Below are 17,978 nucleotides of genomic sequence, written 5' to 3'. Positions count from 1 at the left end.
GAGGATTGCCTGCTTGCCAGCAGGTGCAAACGGCCATGGCGCCAGCGTGGTGCACCGCAATACGCTAGAATGGATTCCCCTTAGGGTCAGTCGCAAAGTCCACGCATACATGAACGCCCCCGCACAAATTACCGCCTTGCTGGCGGAAACGCCGAACGGCCACGCAGCAACCCGCCTGCGCGAAATTCCCTACAACTACACCTCGTTCTCGGATCGCGAAATCGTCATCCGCTTGCTTGGCGAGTCCTCGTGGGAATTGCTCGACCAGTTGCGCGGTGCGCGCCAGACCGGCCGGTCGGCGCGCATGCTGTACGAGGTGCTGGGCGACATCTGGGTGGTGCGGCGCAATCCCTACCTGCAGGACGACATGCTGGACAACCCGAAGCGGCGCCAGGAACTGATCGACGCGCTGCATCACCGGCTGGCCGAAGTCGACAAGCGGCGCCTGACGGTCGACACCGGCGAGGGCGCAGACGCGAATCCGGAAGCTACGCGCATGCGCAGCGACAGCGTTGAAAAACTGCTCAAGGCCGCCAGCAAAGCGGTCGAAGACTTCGGCAACGAATTCCGCCAGACCTGGGACCTGCGCAAGAAAACCACCAAGGTGCTGGGCCGCTACACCGAAAAGCACAACATCTGCTTTGACGGCATGAAGCGCGTCGCGCACGTGACCGACGCCACCGACTGGCGCGTCGAGTATCCGTTCGTGGTGCTCACGCCCGACACCGAAGATGAAATGGCAGGCCTGGTCAAGGGCTGCATTGAACTTGGCCTGACCATCATCCCGCGCGGCGGCGGCACCGGCTACACGGGCGGCGCGATTCCATTGACGCCCATGTCGGCCGTCATCAACACCGAAAAACTGATCACGCTGGGCGACGTCGAAATGACCATGCTGCCCGGCGTGGACCGCGAATACGCGACCATTTACTCGGGCGCGGGCGTGGTCACCAAGCGCGTATCCGACGCCGCCGACAAGGCCGGCTTCGTGTTCGCGGTCGACCCGACGTCGGCCGAGGCATCCTGCATCGGCGGCAATATCGCCATGAACGCGGGCGGTAAAAAAGCCGTGTTGTGGGGCACCGCGCTCGACAACCTTGCCTCGTGGCGCATGGTCGACCCGAACGGCGACTGGCTCGAAGTCACCCGCCTCGAACACAATCTGGGCAAGATCCACGATGCGCCGGTGGCCAAGTTCAAGCTCGAATGGACCCATCCGTCGGTGCGTGGCGAGCGGCGCGACGCGCCGTTTCGGACCGAAGAACTGGTCATCGCGGGCAGCAAGTTCCGCAAAGAGGGCCTGGGCAAGGACGTCACCGACAAGTTTTTGTCCGGCCTGCCCGGCATCCAGAAGGAAGGCTGCGACGGCCTGATTACGTCCGGCCGCTGGATTTTGCACAAGATGCCCAAGTTCGCGCGCACCGTCTGCCTGGAGTTTTTCGGCCAGGCGCGCGACGCCATTCCATCGATCGTCGAAATCAAGGATTACCTGGACGGCTTGCCGGCCAAGGGCGGCGACGCCTTTGCCACGGTGCGTCTGGCGGGCCTGGAGCACCTCGATGAACGCTACCTGCGCGCGGTCGGCTACGCCACCAAATCGAAGCGCGGCGTGCTGCCCAAGATGGCGCTGTTTGGCGACATCGTCGGCGACGACGAAAACGCGGTCGCGCAGGCCGCCTCGGAAGTGGTGCGCATTGCGAACACCCGCGTGGGCGAAGGCTTTGTCGCCGTCAGCCCTGAGGCGCGCAAAAAATTCTGGCTCGACCGCGCCCGCACCGCGGCCATCGCCAAGCACACCAACGCCTTCAAGATCAATGAAGACGTGGTCATTCCGCTTAACCGCATGGGCGAATACACCGACGGCATCGAGCGCATCAACATCGAGCTGTCGATCAAGAACAAGCTGCAGCTGGCCGACAGCCTGATCGACTTTTTCGCCGCCGGTCATCTGCCGGTCGGGAAAAGCGACGACGCTGCGGGCGAAGCGATCGGCGCCGAGGAAATGCTGGGCGACCGCGTGCCGCAGGCGCAGGACGTGCTGAACGGCGCGCGTGCGCGCTGGACCTTCATTCTGGCCAACCTCGACAAGCCGCTGGCGCAAGTGGCCGAGTCGCTGTACGCGCTCGGCCTGGACCGCCTGGCCGTGGTGTTCGACGCGCGCCTGGCGCAGCAGCCCCATGCTACGCTGTTCGACGTGGTGCAGGACCGCACCGTGCGCATCTCCTGGAAGCAGGAAATTCGCGCCCAGATGCGCCAGATATTCAATGGCGCCGCGTTCAAGCTGATCGTCGACGAGTGCACTGCGCACCACCAGAAAATTTTGCGTTCGCGCGTGTTCGTGGCGCTGCACATGCACGCCGGCGACGGCAACGTGCACACCAATTTGCCGGTCAATTCCGACGACTACGCGATGCTGCAGGACGCGCATGAAGCGGTCGCGCGCATCATGAAGCTGGCGCGCTCGCTCGACGGCGTGATCTCGGGCGAACACGGCATCGGCATCACCAAGCTCGAATTTTTGACCGAAGACGAAATCGGCGAGTTTCGCGACTACAAGCTGCGCATCGATCCGGAAGGGCGCTTCAACAAGGGCAAACTGCTCAACCTGCCCGAGTTCGGCGCCGACCTGCGCAATGCCTATACACCGTCGTTCGGCCTGATGGGCCACGAATCGCTGATCATGCAGCAAAGCGATATCGGCGAGATCGCCACCAGCATCAAGGATTGCCTTCGCTGCGGCAAATGCAAACCGGTGTGCGCCACCCACGTGCCGCGCGCGAACCTGCTCTATTCGCCGCGCGACAAGATCCTCGCCACGTCGGCGCTGATCGAAGCGTTCCTGTACGAAGAACAAACCCGGCGCGGCGTCTCCATCAAGCACTGGGAAGAGTTTGAAGACGTGGCCGACCACTGCACCGTGTGCCACAAGTGCGTCACGCCATGCCCGGTGAATATCGACTTCGGCGAAGTGTCGATGAACATGCGTAATCTGCTGCGCAAGATGGATAAAAAGAGCTTCAAGCCGGTACTGGCAAGCTCCATGTTCTTCCTTAACGCAACCGACCCGACCACGATCAACGCTGCGCGTACCGTGATGTTCGGCTGGGGTTTCAAGGCCCAGCGGCTGGGCAACCGCGTGCTGAAAAAGTTCGCCAAGAAGCAGACCAGGGCGCCGTTGCCGACGACCGGAAAAGCGCCCGTGCGTGAACAGGTGATCCACTTCATCAACAAGAAAATGCCGGGCAACCTGCCCAAGAAAACGGCCCGCGCACTGCTCGATATCGAAGACGACAAGGTGATTCCGATCATTCGCAATCCGAAGACGACGACGGCCGATACGGAAGCGGTGTTCTACTTCCCTGGCTGCGGCTCGGAGCGCCTGTTCTCGCAAGTGGGCCTGGCCACGCAAGCCATGCTGTGGGAGGTGGGCGTGCAAACGGTGCTGCCGCCAGGGTACCTGTGCTGCGGCTATCCCCAGCGCGGCAACGGCGAATTCGACAAGGCCGAGAAGATGATGACCGATAACCGCGTGCTGTTCCACCGCATGGCCAACACGCTCAATTATCTGGACATCAAGACCGTACTCGTTTCCTGCGGCACCTGCTACGACCAGCTCGCGACCTACGAGTTCGACAAGATTTTCCCGGGTTGCCGCATCATGGATATCCACGAATACCTGCTTGAAAAAGGCGTCAAGCTCGAAGGCGTCAACGGTACGCGCTACATGTACCACGAGCCTTGCCATAATCCGATGAAGCTGCAGGATTCGGTCAAGACCGTCAACGCGCTCATTTCGACGATCGACAACGTCAAGATCGAGAAGAACGATCGATGCTGCGGCGACGCCGGTACGCTGGCCGTGTCGCGCCCCGACATCTCCACCCAGGTGCGCTTTCGCAAGGAAGAAGAGATGATCAAGGGCGCCGACAAGCTGCGCGCCGACGGTTTCACGGGCGACGTGAAAATCCTCACCAGCTGCCCGGCATGCCTGGGCGGCGTCTCGCGCTACAGCGAAGATGCGGGCACCACGGCCGACTACATCGTCATCGAGATCGCCAGGCACCTGCTGGGCGAGAACTGGATGCCCGAGTATGTGGCGCGCGCCAACAACGGCGGCATCGAAAGGGTGCTGGTATGACGGTTGCCACTGCCTGCGAATTGTGCGAGCTGGCCGTCGCCCCGATTTACCGGGATGACAAGCTGTCGGTGATTCTGGTTGACGATGCGGCCTACCCGGGTTTTTGCCGCGTCATCTGGAACGACCACGTCAAGGAAATGAGCGACCTGTCGCCCCCTGACCGCATGCTGGTGAACGACGCGGTGTGGCACGTTGAACTGGCGCTGCGCGCCGTCATGGCGCCGGGGAAGGTCAACGTGGCCAGCCTTGGCAACATGACGCCGCACCTGCACTGGCACGTGATACCGCGCTTCGCCGACGACGCGCACTTTCCCAATCCCGTGTGGGGCGCTGCCGTGCGCGTGACCGAAGAACCAATCCTGGCGGCGCGCCGCGCGCTGCTGCCAACACTGGCGGCCGATATCGTCCGCCGACTGGGCAAATAATGAATCCGACTGCACTGACCGTCCACCAGAAATCCCGCGTGCTCGATATTGCCTTTGACGACGGCAGTGCGTTCTCGCTGCCGTTCGAACTGCTGCGCGTGTATTCGCCGTCGGCCGAGGTGCGCGGCCACGGGCAGGGGCAGGAAGTGCTCCAGCTGGGCAAGCGCGAGGTAGGCATCACGGGCGTGGAACCGGTTGGCAATTATGCGATTCAGCCGACGTTCTCGGACGGCCACAATACCGGGCTGTTTTCGTGGGATTACCTGTACAAGCTGGGCAGCGAGCAAGCCGCGCTATGGAATGATTACATGGGCCGCTTGCAGGCGGCCGGCTTTGAAGGCGACAGCGGACGCGATAGCGGCGCCGTCATCGAGGGCGCGGCGACGGCCGCCAAAGGCTGCGGGCACAAGCACTAGTCTGGTGGTATTGGCGGGCCAGATCCCGCTCATTCGGGTCAAGAAAAGGTGTGGTCCCGGTCTTCGATCCCATACCGCTCGCTAAGCCGCTCGCGTTTGCCGGGTTGAAAATTTATCCTGGCTGAATCCCGTCCCACAGCCTCCAGCAAGCGCGGATTCATCACCGCAAAAAACAGCGGCGGGACATAGGCCAGCAAGAACATGCCGAAGTAGCCGTTCGGCAGACGTGGCACCTCATCAAAATTGCGCAGCGACTGGTAGCGCCGCGAAGCATGGGCGTGATGGTCGGAGTGGCGCTGCAAGTGAAACAGCATCCAGTTGGTCACCACGTGATTGCTGTTCCACGAGTGGTGCGGCTGGCACGGCTCTGGCTTGCCATTGGGCGCAATCTGGCGCAGCAGGCCGTAATGCTCGATATAGTTTGCCGAGGTCAGCAGGAAGTTGGCCCACAGCGACATCGCCAGCATGAACAGCAGGATGCCCGCTCCCAGCCACGCAGCGAGCGCCGTCCACAGCAGGATCGTCAGCGCCAGCGGCTGCAGGACTTCATTTTTCCAATGCCATGGCGCGCCGCCTAGCCGCTGCCTTTCGAGCGCCCAGGCGCGGCGCCACGCGCCCGGCAGTTCGCGCAGGGCAAACGCGTAAATCGATTCACCCATGCGCGCCGAGGCGGGGTCGTCAGGCGTGGCCACATGCCGGTGATGGCCCCGGTTATGCTCCACATAAAAGTGCCCGTAACCGGTTGGCGCCAGCACCAGCTTGGCCAATGTCTGCTCGAGCACCGTCCGCTTGTGACCGAGTTCGTGACCGACATTGATGCAAAAACCGCCCATCATGCCGGTGCTGATCACCACCGCCAGGCAGGCATGCCACGGCAAGTGCTGCGTGGCCACGAACCAGGCGCAAAAGATGATGCAGGGCCACATGGCCGCCACCAGCGCATACGTGATGTAGCGGTAATAACGGTCGGCCTCCAGGCTTGCCACGGCATCCTCGGGTGGATTGCTGCGGTCTTCGCCGATCAGCATGTCGAGCAGGGGAATCAGGATGTACGTGACGGCAACCGGCACCCACAAGCCCCAGGCCTGGTGACGCCACAAGTACACGGCCGGGCCGACGACCAGCGAGGCAGGCACCAGCAGCGACAGCAGCCAGGAGTAGCGTTTCGGATCGCGGTAGGCGTTCATCAAGTCAGGGTTCCTGGGATTGTATAAAGCGCAACAAGTCATTGTAACAGTGGTTTGGCCCCGAATCTGATGTCAAATCTGATCCCGATTCCGGCGCAGGTGCATTCCCCGCGCGCCCGTACAACGATGACGCTTGTATAATGCAGCTACGTTAAACGGCCTCCCTACTATGACAAACAGCACCCATTTCGGTTACAAAACGGTTTCCGAGGACGACAAGGTTCACGAAGTCGCCAAGGTCTTCCATTCGGTCGCCTCCAAGTACGACGTCATGAACGACCTGATGTCGGGCGGGCTGCACCGACTCTGGAAGACATTTACCATCGCCAACGCGGCGGTGCGGCCCGGCTTCAAGGTGCTCGATATCGCCGGCGGCACGGGCGACCTGGCCAAGGCATTCGCCAAGCAGGCGGGCAAGACTGGCGAAGTCTGGCTCACCGACATCAATGAATCGATGTTGCGCGTGGGCCGCGACCGCCTGCTTAACAAAGGCCTGGTTACACCAACCTTGCTGTGCGACGCCGAAAAGCTGCCTTTTCCGGACAATTATTTCGACCGTGTCAGCGTGGCCTTTGGCCTGCGCAACATGACGCACAAGGACCAGGCGCTGGCGGAAATGCACCGCGTTCTCAAGCCGGGCGGCAAGCTGCTGGTGCTGGAATTTTCCAAGGTTGCCGCGCCGCTGCAAAAGCCGTACGACGTGTATTCGTTCTCGGTGCTGCCTTGGCTGGGACAAAAAATCGCCGGCGACGCGGAAAGTTATCGCTATCTCGCCGAATCGATCCGCATGCACCCGGATCAGGAAACCCTCAAGACCATGATGCAAACGGCAGGACTGGAGCGCGTCGAATATTTCAATCTGACCGCTGGCGTTGCCGCCTTGCACACTGGTATCAAGTTATAAGGATGACTGCATGAAAAAACTTTTACTGAGCATGATGATTGTCTTGGCTAATTTGCCGGCCATGGCCCAAACCAATACACCGGTCGCGCCCGCTGAAAACGGCTGGAGTGCGTTCCTCACGGGCCTTGGCGTTAGCGGCGACACGGCGCACCTGATCGTCACCCTGCTGGCACTCGCGCTGGCCGTCGGCGCCGTGCTGTTCATGGTGCGCATGGTCAAGCGCAAAGACACGCCGGCCAGTCCCGCGCTGTCGGGCTCGACCAAGCAGATTTTGCCGACCGAGCCGCCCAAGCGCAGCGGCCACGTCAAGCCCAAGCCGGTGCCGGTGCCAGTGGTGCCGGTGGCGCCCGTCCTCACGCCCGCGCAAAAATGGGGCATGCCCGAAGGCTTTGACGACCAGCTCTTCCTGCAGCAAGCCAAAGCGAGTTTTGTGCGCATGCAAGCAGCCTGGGACAAGGCGGACACCAACGATCTGCGCGAGTTCACCACGCCGCAAGTGTTTGCAGAACTCAAAGCGCAGGTCGAGCAGCGCCCGCAAAGCAACGACGTGACCGACGTGGTGGCCATCGATGCTGAATTGCTCGGCATCGAAACCATGGGCGAAGACCATCTTGCCAGCGTCAAGTTCAACGGCATGATTAAATCGTCGGCCACCGCCGTGGCCGAACCGTTTGCCGAAGTGTGGAACCTGGCCAAGCCCTTGAACGGCAGTGGCGGCTGGATGTTGGCCGGAATACAGCAGCTTTCTTAATATAAATGTGGAAAGTTCCTGCGCTGCGGGAAATGTGCCCGGCAAACTGGTAAGATCAAATCGCCCGCTTTCAGGGCGGTTTTGCTTTCATATGCGTATAAAGAATGCCACCTTCGAACTCCTTTACTTCCCAGTCAACGCTCATGGCGCCCGTCGTCGCGGCCATCAATCACTTGCTGGCACAGGAAGCGTGGGCGCGCGATGCGCTCGCCATGCACGCAGGAAAACAAGCCTGCATCGACGCGAGCACAGTCACGCTGCGCCTGCGCGTAACGGCCGATGGCATGGTCGAAGCGAGCAATGCGGACGACACGGCCAACGTCACCATCCGCGTCAAGCTGGCCGACTTGCCGCTGATCGCCCACAACCATGAGCGCGCCTTTTCCTACGTTAAGATCGAGGGCGACGCCGAGTTTGCCAACACGATATCGCAACTGGGCAAGGGCTTGCGCTGGGAGGCCGAGCACGACCTCGAGCGCTTCATCGGCCCCATCGCCGCCAACCGGGTGGTCGGCAGCGCCAAGGGCTTGTTCGACGCGGCCCGCACGGGTCAGCAAAAACTGGCGGAAAACGTTGCCGAATACTTCCTCGAAGAAAATCCCTTGCTGATTCGCCCGGCCATGGTCGAGGAATACGCAGGCGAAGTGAGCCGCCTGCGCGACGACGTCGAGCGCACCGCCAAGCGCATCGCCAAGCTGGAAAGCAGGCTGGCACCCCGCAATGCCGAGCCTGGCATGACTCCCCGCATTGCCGGGCCACAGGATTTGGACATTTAATGATATTGAAATTCCTGCGACTGCTTAAAATTCTTCGCGTCGCGATCAAGTATGGTCTCGACGAGATCGCCATTTCCGGACTCAAGGTCCCGCGCACGGCCAAGCTGATCGATACCGTCATTTTCTGGCGCGACATATCCGCCCCGCGCGGCGTGCGCCTGCGCATGGCGCTTGAAGAGTTGGGGCCGATTTTCGTCAAGTTCGGCCAAGTGCTCTCTACCCGGCGCGACCTGGTCGCCCCTGACCTGGCCGATGAACTTGCGCGCCTGCAAGACCGCGTGCCCCCGTTCAGCTCGGATCTGGCCATTGCCCAGATTACCAAGTCGCTGCGCGCGCATCCGGACGAACTGTTCGCCACGTTTGAACGCACGCCGGTGGCGTCGGCATCGATTGCCCAGGTCCACTTCGCAACCTTAAAAAATGGCAAGGAAGTCGCGGTCAAGGTGCTGCGGCCCGGCATGAAAAAATCGATCGACGAAGATGTGGCGCTGATGCACATCGCCGCCGACTGGATCGGCCGCGTGTGGGCCGACGGCAAGCGCTTGAAGCCCAAGGAAGTGGTCGCCGAGTTTGACAAATACCTGCACGACGAACTGGACCTGATGCGCGAGGCGGCCAACGCCAGCCAGCTGCGGCGCAACTTTGCCGGCTCCAATTTGCTGATGGTGCCGGAAATGTACTGGGACTATTGCTCCAACAGCGTGATCGTGATGGAACGCATGCACGGCATTCCCGTGTCGCAAATTGAACGGCTGGCGGCCGAGGGTGTCGACCTGAAAAAACTGTCCAGCGATGGGGTAGAAATTTTTTTCACCCAAGTGTTCCGCGACGGCTTTTTCCATGCTGATATGCACCCGGGTAATATTCTAGTGTCGGTCGCGCCGGAAACAATGGGCCGCTATATTGCGCTTGACTTCGGCATCGTCGGCACGCTCAACGACTTCGACAAGGATTACCTGTCGCAAAACTTCCTGGCGTTTTTCCGGCGCGATTACAAGCGCGTGGCCGAGGCGCATATCGAATCAGGCTGGGCGCCGCGCGAAACGCGGGTCGACGAGTTAGAGTCTGCTGTGCGCGCAACGTGCGAGCCGATCTTCGACCGTCCGCTGAAAGATATCTCGTTCGGCCAGATTTTGCTGCGCCTGTTCCAGACCTCGCGCCGCTTCAATGTCGAGATCCAGCCGCAACTGGTGCTGTTGCAAAAGACGCTGCTCAATATTGAAGGCCTGGGCCGCCAGCTCGATCCCGACCTTGACCTGTGGAAGACCGCCAAACCCTACCTGGAGCGCTGGATGGGCGAGCAGGTCGGCATCCAGGGCATGGTCGAGCGTCTCAAGGCCGAGGCGCCGCGCTTTACCCACATCCTCCCCCAGTTGCCGCGCCTGGTGCACCGCGCGCTGACGCAAGCGGCCGAGCCTAGGTCAGCCAATGATGAACTCCTGCGACTGCTGGTAGTCGAACAAAGGCGGACCAACCGGATGCTGTCGTTCTTCGTGTACTTTGTTGGCACGTTTGGCACAGCCCTGATTGCCTACAGCGTCTACGCGCGCTGGTATCACTAGCCTGGCCATGGTCGATTTTTCGCGCCGCGATCCTTTGCAGCCCGGGTTTTGGGATGAGCGCTTTGAGCGTGGTTTCACGCCCTGGGACAGGGGCGGGGTGCCGCTTGCCTTGCGCGACTTCGTGGCGCGCTCGGTCGGTGCCAGGCGCACCTTGATTCCCGGGTGCGGATCGGCATACGAGCTTGCGTTCCTGAGCAATGTGGGGTGGGACGCGACGGCGATTGATTTTTCGCCGGCGGCGGTGGGCGTTGCCAAGGCGGCGGTGGGGCAGTGGGCCGAGCGGGTCGTGGAGGCAGATTTTTTCAAATATGAATCCGCGCTCCCGCTTGAGCTGATCTATGAGCGGGCGTTTCTGTGTGCGCTGCCGCGGGCGATGTGGCCGCAGTTGGCGGCGCGCTACGCCCAGTTGTTGCCGCCGGGCGCGCTGCTGGCGGGTTTTTTCTTTTTCGATGATGCGCAGAAAGGGCCACCGTTCGGGATCGCGCCCGAGCAGCTCGCTGGGCTGCTGACACCTTATTTCGTCAGGATCGAAGATGCTGCGGTTGAAGATTCGATCCCCGTCTTTGCAGGCAAAGAGCGCTGGCAAGTCTGGCAGCGAAAACCCGCTACGCACCCAAGGTAGGGCGGAAAAGGACGCAGTTTGCATTGCGCCAAGCGCCGTCGACGACTCATGGCGGAATGCGGACTGCGTCCTTTTCCGCCCTACGAGTAACGACACCCCGAACACGAATAGGGTCTTGCCGATTCAAGTTATTCACCGGTAGTCGTTTCGCCAATAAAAAAGCCCGCCGAAGCGGGCTTTTGCGCTTCTAGTGGCTTAGTGCGGCAGTGCTGCAGGTGCTGGTGCCGCTGCGGGCGCTGCCCCCGGCGCAACTGCCGGCGTTGCAGGCTGTCCAACGATATCGATCTTGGCCTTGGCCTTCATGTCGTCAAAGAACGTCTTCAGGTTCTGGCGCTGGATCTGCTGCTTGAGCTGCTCCGACACTTGCTCCATCGGTGGCGGCGTCAGCGCGCGCGAATCGTCGAGCACGATCACGTGGTAGCCGAACTGCGACTTGATCGGCGCTTCGGTGAACTTGCCTTTTTCCAGCTTGGCGACAGCGGCGCCAAATTCAGGCACCATGCCGGCCGGGTTAAACCAGCCCAGGTCGCCACCGTTGGCCTTCGAACCCGGATCCATTGACTTTTCCTTGGCCAGTGCGGCAAAAGACTTGATGTCTTTTTTCAGCTTGGCGATGATGTCTTTCGCTTCCGCTTCGCTCGCTACCAGGATGTGGCGCGCCTTGTATTCGTTGCCGCCAGCCTTGGCATTGAGCTTGTCGTACTCGGCCTTGACCATGGCATCGGTCACCGGATGGGCCTTGATGTAGTCCTGTACGAAAGCCTGGGCCAGTACCGACTGCTTCAGGATTTCCAGCTGGCGTACCGTTTCGGGCGCCTTGTCCAGGCCTTTTTTCTGGCCTTCGGCGGCAACCATGGTCTGCATGGCCAGGTTGTCGATGATCGCCTTGCGCAGTTCCGGGCTGTCCGGCTGGCCTTGGGCGGTACGCTCCTTGACCATCATCTCGACGGTGGCCGCGTAAATCGGCGTGCCGTTGACCGTAGCGGCAACCTTGTTATCGCTGGCGCCAGCGCTGGCAGGCGCGGTGGCGGTGGCGGTTACGGGTGCGCCGTCCACTTTTTTGGTGCATGCCGACAATGCCAGCACGGAGGCGGCGCCGATCATCAAAACGCGAGACTTCATCAACATCGTGAGATTCCTTATTTAAGTTAGCCCGGCTCATGCCGGCGCAGCAGGTCCGCATCTTACCAGCTTGCGCGGGCAATGGACTGTCCAGGTCGCCGAGTTTATGCTGGCAGCCTTAAAAAAGGCTTATAATTCAGGGTTTTGACGATTTTTGCGGAGTATTCAATGCCGATTTACGCTTACCGCTGCGATGAATGCGGTTTTGCCAAAGATGTACTGCAGAAGATTTCAGACCCGGTGTTGACGGTCTGCCTGTCTTGTGGAAAGCCATCTTTCAAGAAACAACTGACCGCCGCCGGCTTCCAGCTCAAGGGTACGGGCTGGTACGCCACCGACTTCCGCGGCGGCGCTGCGCCGTCCACGGCCATCCCGACCGGTCCGGCCGAAGCGGGCGCGCCAGCAGCCCCCGCAGCCAAGGAGGCAACGCCCGCCGCGGCGGCGGCTGCCCCGACGACAGCCACGCCTGGCAGCGGGACGGCCTGAAGCAATCGTCGCCCCACCTTGATCGAGAGTGTTAATGCGTAAATATTTCATCACCGGCTTGCTGATCCTGGTTCCGTTCGGCATCACCGTGTGGGTGCTCAGCTCGGTCATTGCGATTATGGACCAGTCGCTGCTGTTGCTGCCTGCCGCCTGGCAAAAGCCGCATATCGGCAGCTACAACATCCACGGCCTGGGCGCGATCCTGACGGTGGCCATTGTGTTCGTTACCGGTTTGCTGTGCAATAACCTGATCGGCAACTACCTGGTGCGGCTGTGGGAACGCCTGCTGCATCGCATTCCCGTGGTCAGTTCGCTCTACGGCAGCGTCAAGCAAGTGTCCGACACCTTGTTTTCGTCATCCGGCAATGCGTTTCGCAAGGCTGTGCTGCTGCCGTATCCGCACGAGCACAGCTATACAATCGGCTTTCTGACCGGCGTGCCCGGCGGCGACGTCAAGAACTACCTGAGCGGCGACTACGTGAGCGTGTACGTGCCCACCACGCCCAACCCCACCTCCGGATTTTTCCTGATGATGGAACGCAGCCGCGTGGTTGAACTCGACATGACGGTCGACGCCGCATTGAAGTATATCGTCTCGATGGGCGTCGTCGCTCCCGAGCATTTGCCAACCAAATAATTAACCTAGACTGAAAATAATATGTCCTCGATGCGTACAAACTACTGCGGCCTTGTCACTGAAGAATCGCTCGGCCAAACCGTCAGCCTGTGCGGCTGGGTTCATCGCGTGCGCGACCATGGTGGCGTCATTTTCATCGATCTGCGCGACCGCGAAGGCCTGGTGCAGGTGGTTTGCAATCCCGGCAACGCCGACATGTTCAAGGTCGCCTCCACGGTACGCAACGAGTACTGCCTGCGCATCACCGGCGTGGTGACCGAACGGATCGGCAACACCGTCAATGTCAACCTCAAGTCGGGCAAGATCGAAGTCGTCGCCAGCGCCGTGGAAGTGCTCAACGCGTCGGTGCCGGTGCCGTTCCAGATGGACGACGACAACCTGTCCGAGACCACCCGCCTGACGCACCGCGTGCTCGATTTGCGTCGTCCGCAAATGCAGAACAACCTGCGCCTGCGCTACAAGGTGACGATGGAAGTGCGCAAGTACCTCGACAACCTGGGTTTCATCGACATCGAAACGCCGATGCTCACCAAGTCGACCCCGGAAGGCGCGCGCGATTACCTGGTGCCGTCGCGTGTCAACGCGGGCAGCTTTTTTGCCTTGCCGCAGTCGCCGCAGCTGTTCAAGCAGCTGCTGATGGTGGCCAACTTCGACCGCTACTACCAGATCACCAAGTGCTTCCGTGACGAAGACTTGCGCGCCGACCGCCAGCCGGAATTTACCCAGATCGACTGCGAAACGTCGTTCCTGACCGAGCAGGAAATCCGCGACCTGTTCGAAGACATGATCCGCATCGTCTTCAAGAATACGCTGAACATCGACCTGCCAAACCCGTTCCCGGTGATGGACTTTGCCACTGCGATGGGCCTGTATGGCTCGGACAAGCCGGACATGCGCGTCAAACTCGCCTTTACCGACCTGACCGAAGTGATGAAGTCGGTCGAGTTCAAGGTATTTGCCGGCGCGGCCAACATGGTTGGCGGCCGCGTGGTCGGCATGCGCGTACCGCAAGGCGCGAGCATGCCGCGTTCCGAGATCGATGCCTATGACCAGTTCGTGCGCATCTATGGCGCCAAGGGCCTCGCTTACATCAAGGTCAACGAGAAAGCCAAGGGCCGTGACGGCTTGCAGTCGCCGATCGTCAAGAACCTTGACGACGCCGCGCTGGCCAAAATGATCGAGCTGACGGGCGCCGAAGACGGCGACCTGATTTTCTTCGGCGCCGACAAGGCCAAGGTCGTCAACGACGCCATCGGCGCGCTGCGCGTTAAAATCGGCCATTCTGACTTCGGCAAAAAGGCCGGCCTGTTCGACGACGTCTGGAAGCCATTGTGGGTGGTGGATTTCCCGATGTTCGACTACGACGAAGAGAGCGACCGCTGGACCGCGACGCACCACCCCTTCACGGCGCCGAAAGACGGCCACGAAGACATGCTCGAGACCAATCCGGGCGCCTGCATCGCCAAGGCTTACGACATGGTCTTGAACGGCTGGGAGCTGGGCGGCGGTTCGATCCGTATCCACCGCGAAGAAGTGCAGAGCAAAGTGTTCCGCGCTCTCAAGATCGATGCTGAAGAAGCGCAGCTCAAGTTTGGCTTCCTGCTCGACGCGCTGCAATACGGCGCGCCGCCGCATGGTGGCCTGGCCTTCGGCCTGGACCGGATTGTCACGATGATGACCGGTTCGGACTCGATCCGCGACGTGATCGCCTTCCCGAAAACCCAGCGCGCGCAATGCCTGCTGACCAATGCACCGTCCGAAGTCGACGAGAAGCAATTGCGCGAACTGCATATCCGCCTGCGCAACGCCGAGCCAAAAGTCGTCTAAGCAACATTTAAACGCATCTCAAACGGGGTCAGTTCCCCCATTGCGACACTGCCTCATCTGTAACGCTAGTGGAAACTACGTTACAGATGAGGCCGTGTCGCAATGGGGTAACTGACCCCGTTGGCGTTTGCGTTCGCGTGGGCTTAGCGCACTAGTGGGTTCGTTATCACGACAGTGTCCAGCCTCTTTTCAGCCGTCTTGAGTTCGGCGATGTCCCGCTCGAATTTGTTGTGCGGACCAGACAACGAGGCGTGGCGCAGCACGAGTTCCCCTTTGCTGGTAAATCTGGTCATGTATTTGACGTAGAAATTTCCGAGGTAGTTCAACTGGCCGGCCACAACTGTAATGTCGGGACTATCGTAGATTTGAAAGGTTTGTAAGTTCCGATAGTCGGCGCCGATCGCTATCTCTTTAATGCGATATTTCCCCGGCGGCACTGAGTGAATGAACAGGACTGGTGGGACGACATTCGGCTCGTGCGCAAGTTTGGTCTGCAGGTTGGGCACATCGCGGCCCGTGCTGAGATAAGTGATTTTTTTGCTGCCGTCGACGGCTTCAAGGTGAATGGTGGCGATGAGCCGTCCCATTTGCGCAAACTCCTGAATCGGCATCACGTACTCGAAACTGCTCGCTACCGCCCCCTGACCTTGCTCCATGACGGGCCGGGCAGGGTCGCCCAAGGGCGTGGCCAGCGGGTCGATGGCGTTGTCGATCGCCTTGATCGCGGCGCACCCCGCCAGTGTGGCCAACGCGGCCACGGTAATAAAGCGGCATGCTATGGAAACGCTGCGCCGAAGAGCGGGTGGGGTGCGCGTAGAAAAACTCGATTGAAACATGGGGCAGCTCCAGTGATGACGCGGCAATCTACGGGGGTGAGACGCGGTCGGTTTGATGCTTGGTTGAATGGATCCGGTGCGCCGGTGACCCGGCACAGCGTGTACCGGCAGTAGGCGTTGTTGAACTCGCGTCAGTATTGCACATTTGAAATATTCTTCAAAAGAAATCATTGATGTGGCCTGGAACTGGGGCGCCGGCACGACAGAGCGGAAAAATTTCTTCAGCAATGGCGCCATAGGCCTGACAACGACCGAGAGGCCTTTCAAGCCTTGGTCCAGCATCATCGCTGCAGTCGTAGTATTCTTGCGTTTCGTCCATTTTGCATGGAGCTACGTTGCACAAAATTCCCGAATCCGTCCTGGTCGTCATCCACACGCCCGCACTGGAAGTGCTGCTCATCGAGCGCGCCGACAAACCAGGCTTCTGGCAATCGGTCACCGGCTCGCTTGACGCCCCCGACGAACCGCTGCTTGCCACCGCCAGGCGCGAACTGTTCGAGGAAACCGGCATCGTCGCCGACGGGGAGATCATCGCCCTGCATGACTGGCATTTGTCCAACATCTACGAAATCTACCCCGTCTGGCGGCACCGCTATGCCCCCGGCGTCACTCACAACACCGAACACGTTTTCGGCGTGTGCGTCCCAAGCGACACGCCCATCATTCTCAGCCCACGCGAACACTTGCAATACGCGTGGCTGCCCTACATGGCCGCCGCCGACCGCTGTTTTTCATCTTCCAATGCGGAAGCCATTCTCCAGTTGCCGCAACGCATGTAATTCCTCTGGCCCGCGTTGCCCTCTTGCGCTATCCTTGCGCCGATGAAGAGAACAACGCGCCGGCTAGCCATCCTGTCGCTGGCCTGCCTGTGCGCGGCCGGTGCCGCGGCCCGCCCGCGCCTGCACATCACCACCGAGAGTTCGCCGCCGTCGGCGATGATGGGCCAGTCCATGGTGATCGGCTTTGCGACCGAAAAAGTCCGGCGCATCATGGAACGTGTCGGCATCGATTACGAGATCGAGATGCTGCCCTGGAAGCGTGCCTACCTGCTGGCGCAAACCAAGACCAACACCTGCGTCTACTCCACCACCCGCGTGCCGGAGCGCGAAGCGCTGTTCAAGTGGATCGGCCCCACGCACGCAAACGACTGGACGCTGTTTGGCCGGGCCGATCGCCGCTACCGCATCGCCTCCATCGAAGACGCGCGCGCCTACCGCATCGGCGCCTACAACGGCGACGTGCGCAGCGAGGCGCTGATCGCCCAGGGCTTCATCGTCGACACCGTGCAGGACAAGCTGGCCAACCCGCGCAAGCTACTGGTCAACCGCATCGACCTGTGGGCCTCGAGCATGCGCGTTGGCAGCGCCATCGTGGCGGAAAATGGTTGGGGCGGGCAGATTGTGCCGGTGCTGACCTTCCGCCGCACCGAGCTTTACCTGGCCTGCAATCCGGGCTTGCCCGACGCGCTGGTGAGAAAAATGAACACTGCCCTGCGCGCGATGAACAGCGAAGGCGTGTCGGCAGCCATCGAGAAAAAATACCATTATGCCGGCACCGGTGTACAGCGCTAGCCTGTGCGCCGGGCTGCTGGCGGCCACGCTGATGCAGCCGGCGCTCGCGCTCAAACTGACGCTGACGGCGGAGACGACCTATCCGGCCGTGATGACGCAGGGCGCGCGCGTCACCGGCCACGCCGCCGAAAAAATCCATGAGATCATGCGCCGCACCGGCATCGACTACAGCATGGCGACCATGCCCTGGAAGCGCGCCTACACGCTGGCCGCGACGGCGCAGAACGCCTGCGTGTTCATGACCAGCCGGACGCCGGAGCGGGGGCCGCTGTTCAAATGGATTGGCCCGATTTCGTAGGCCGACTGGGTGCTGTATGGACGCGCCGATCGCTATGCCATCATGCAAAGCGTGGAGCAGGCGCGCGGCCTGCGGATCGGTTCGTACAACGGCGACTCGCGCGGCCAGTGGCTGGCGGACCATGGCATGAACGTTGAATTTGTCCAGAACGACGAGTCCAATCCCAAGAAGCTGATGCTCGACCGGATCGACTTGTGGGCCAATAGCACCCGTTCATCGGGTCCGATGCCAGCCAGGCTGGGGTTGACGGGGAAGGTGGTGCCGCTGCTGACGTTCCATCAGGCCAAGCTGTACCTGGCTTGCAATCGCGCGCTGCCGGAGCCTGTGGCCGCGCGTATGAACGCAGCATTGCACGATATGGAAATGGACGGCACCTACCGGGCCATCGAACTCAGGTTCGACTACTTGCAGGCGCCATGA

General features: G+C 61.0%; 18 protein-coding genes. 15 read left to right on the top strand and 3 right to left on the bottom strand.

The window, feature by feature from the left end; genetic code table 11:
• Window positions 1-109: 109 nt before the first annotated feature.
• From ACP7D4_RS00860 to ACP7D4_RS00850, 3 genes are read left to right on the top strand one after another with little or no spacing between them, the layout of a single operon-like run.
• Window positions 110-4,138 (top strand): DUF3683 domain-containing protein, encoded by a 4,029-nt coding sequence (locus ACP7D4_RS00860; RefSeq protein ID WP_426207535.1) that lies wholly within the window; start codon window positions 110-112, stop codon window positions 4,136-4,138.
• Entirely contained in the window at window positions 4,135-4,563 is a 429-nt protein-coding gene (locus tag ACP7D4_RS00855) for an HIT family protein (RefSeq protein WP_426103443.1), read from the top strand. Before ACP7D4_RS00860 ends, ACP7D4_RS00855 begins: the two co-directional genes overlap by 4 nt.
• Entirely contained in the window at window positions 4,563-4,979 is a 417-nt protein-coding gene (locus ACP7D4_RS00850; protein ID WP_426207534.1) for a gamma-butyrobetaine hydroxylase-like domain-containing protein, read from the top strand. The genes ACP7D4_RS00855 and ACP7D4_RS00850 overlap by 1 nt, the downstream gene beginning before the upstream one ends.
• Before the next feature lie 38 nt (window positions 4,980-5,017).
• Here the strand turns inward: ACP7D4_RS00850 and ACP7D4_RS00845 are convergent, their stop codons facing one another.
• Window positions 5,018-6,166, bottom strand: coding sequence for an alkane 1-monooxygenase (locus tag ACP7D4_RS00845; protein WP_426207533.1), 1,149 nt, complete (start codon window positions 6,164-6,166; stop codon window positions 5,018-5,020).
• 169 nt (window positions 6,167-6,335) lie between these two features.
• On the opposite strand from ACP7D4_RS00845, the gene ubiE reads away from it, so the two are divergent.
• The 5 genes from ubiE to ACP7D4_RS00820 all read left to right on the top strand — a co-directional run bounded on the left by ubiE (window position 6,336) and on the right by ACP7D4_RS00820 (window position 10,781).
• Window positions 6,336-7,070 (top strand): bifunctional demethylmenaquinone methyltransferase/2-methoxy-6-polyprenyl-1,4-benzoquinol methylase UbiE, encoded by a 735-nt coding sequence (gene ubiE, locus ACP7D4_RS00840; protein ID WP_426103446.1) that lies wholly within the window; start codon window positions 6,336-6,338, stop codon window positions 7,068-7,070.
• A 10-nt stretch (window positions 7,071-7,080) separates the two neighbouring features.
• On the top strand, window positions 7,081-7,821 hold the full coding sequence (locus tag ACP7D4_RS00835; RefSeq protein WP_426207532.1) for a Tim44 domain-containing protein: 741 nt from the start codon (window positions 7,081-7,083) through the stop codon (window positions 7,819-7,821).
• A 143-nt stretch (window positions 7,822-7,964) separates the two neighbouring features.
• Window positions 7,965-8,597: a ubiquinone biosynthesis accessory factor UbiJ gene (locus tag ACP7D4_RS00830; protein ID WP_426207531.1), complete on the top strand. Its 633-nt coding sequence runs from the start codon at window positions 7,965-7,967 to the stop codon at window positions 8,595-8,597.
• Window positions 8,597-10,159 carry a ubiquinone biosynthesis regulatory protein kinase UbiB gene (ubiB, locus tag ACP7D4_RS00825; protein WP_426103449.1) on the top strand — a complete coding sequence of 521 codons (1,563 nt, stop codon included), beginning with the start codon at window positions 8,597-8,599 and terminating at the stop codon, window positions 10,157-10,159. Before ACP7D4_RS00830 ends, ubiB begins: the two co-directional genes overlap by 1 nt.
• Window positions 10,160-10,166: 7 nt before the next feature.
• Complete coding sequence (locus tag ACP7D4_RS00820) at window positions 10,167-10,781, top strand: SAM-dependent methyltransferase (protein ID WP_426103450.1); 615 nt, start codon at window positions 10,167-10,169, stop codon at window positions 10,779-10,781.
• A gap of 195 nt (window positions 10,782-10,976) precedes the next feature.
• Here the strand turns inward: ACP7D4_RS00820 and ACP7D4_RS00815 are convergent, their stop codons facing one another.
• On the bottom strand, window positions 10,977-11,909 hold the full coding sequence (locus ACP7D4_RS00815; protein ID WP_426207530.1) for a peptidylprolyl isomerase: 933 nt from the start codon (window positions 11,907-11,909) through the stop codon (window positions 10,977-10,979).
• 162 nt (window positions 11,910-12,071) lie between these two features.
• On the opposite strand from ACP7D4_RS00815, the gene ACP7D4_RS00810 reads away from it, so the two are divergent.
• The 3 genes from ACP7D4_RS00810 to aspS are packed head-to-tail and all read left to right on the top strand — an operon-like array spanning window position 12,072 to window position 14,853.
• Window positions 12,072-12,389 (top strand): FmdB family zinc ribbon protein, encoded by a 318-nt coding sequence (locus ACP7D4_RS00810; RefSeq protein ID WP_426103452.1) that lies wholly within the window; start codon window positions 12,072-12,074, stop codon window positions 12,387-12,389.
• Between the two features lie 34 nt (window positions 12,390-12,423).
• Window positions 12,424-13,026 (top strand): DUF502 domain-containing protein, encoded by a 603-nt coding sequence (locus ACP7D4_RS00805; RefSeq protein ID WP_426103453.1) that lies wholly within the window; start codon window positions 12,424-12,426, stop codon window positions 13,024-13,026.
• Between the two features lie 30 nt (window positions 13,027-13,056).
• Entirely contained in the window at window positions 13,057-14,853 is a 1,797-nt protein-coding gene (gene aspS / locus ACP7D4_RS00800) for an aspartate--tRNA ligase (protein WP_426103597.1), read from the top strand.
• A 143-nt stretch (window positions 14,854-14,996) separates the two neighbouring features.
• Here aspS and ACP7D4_RS00795 read toward each other — a convergent pair whose 3' ends face one another.
• Window positions 14,997-15,689 (bottom strand): hypothetical protein, encoded by a 693-nt coding sequence (locus ACP7D4_RS00795; protein ID WP_426207529.1) that lies wholly within the window; start codon window positions 15,687-15,689, stop codon window positions 14,997-14,999.
• Between the two features lie 335 nt (window positions 15,690-16,024).
• Here ACP7D4_RS00795 and nudB point away from each other — a divergent pair, with 335 nt between their 5' ends.
• Genes nudB through ACP7D4_RS00775 form a run of 4 tightly spaced genes read left to right on the top strand, consistent with a single transcriptional unit; the run spans window position 16,025 to window position 17,978 of the window.
• Window positions 16,025-16,468 carry a dihydroneopterin triphosphate diphosphatase gene (nudB, locus tag ACP7D4_RS00790; RefSeq protein WP_426207528.1) on the top strand — a complete coding sequence of 148 codons (444 nt, stop codon included), beginning with the start codon at window positions 16,025-16,027 and terminating at the stop codon, window positions 16,466-16,468.
• A gap of 42 nt (window positions 16,469-16,510) precedes the next feature.
• Entirely contained in the window at window positions 16,511-17,260 is a 750-nt protein-coding gene (locus tag ACP7D4_RS00785) for a substrate-binding periplasmic protein (RefSeq protein ID WP_426207527.1), read from the top strand.
• Window positions 17,235-17,558: a hypothetical protein gene (locus ACP7D4_RS00780; RefSeq protein ID WP_426207526.1), complete on the top strand. Its 324-nt coding sequence runs from the start codon at window positions 17,235-17,237 to the stop codon at window positions 17,556-17,558. The genes ACP7D4_RS00785 and ACP7D4_RS00780 overlap by 26 nt, the downstream gene beginning before the upstream one ends.
• A 9-nt stretch (window positions 17,559-17,567) precedes the next feature.
• A complete protein-coding gene (locus ACP7D4_RS00775) occupies window positions 17,568-17,978 on the top strand; it encodes a hypothetical protein (RefSeq protein ID WP_426207525.1) in 411 nt (136 codons plus the stop codon).

Source organism: Massilia sp. TWP1-3-3, assembly GCF_049897805.1.
GTDB lineage: Bacteria > Pseudomonadota > Gammaproteobacteria > Burkholderiales > Burkholderiaceae_D > Telluria_A.
The sequence above is the reverse complement of the archived record's forward strand: the minus strand, read 5'-3'. Positions and strand labels throughout refer to the sequence as shown.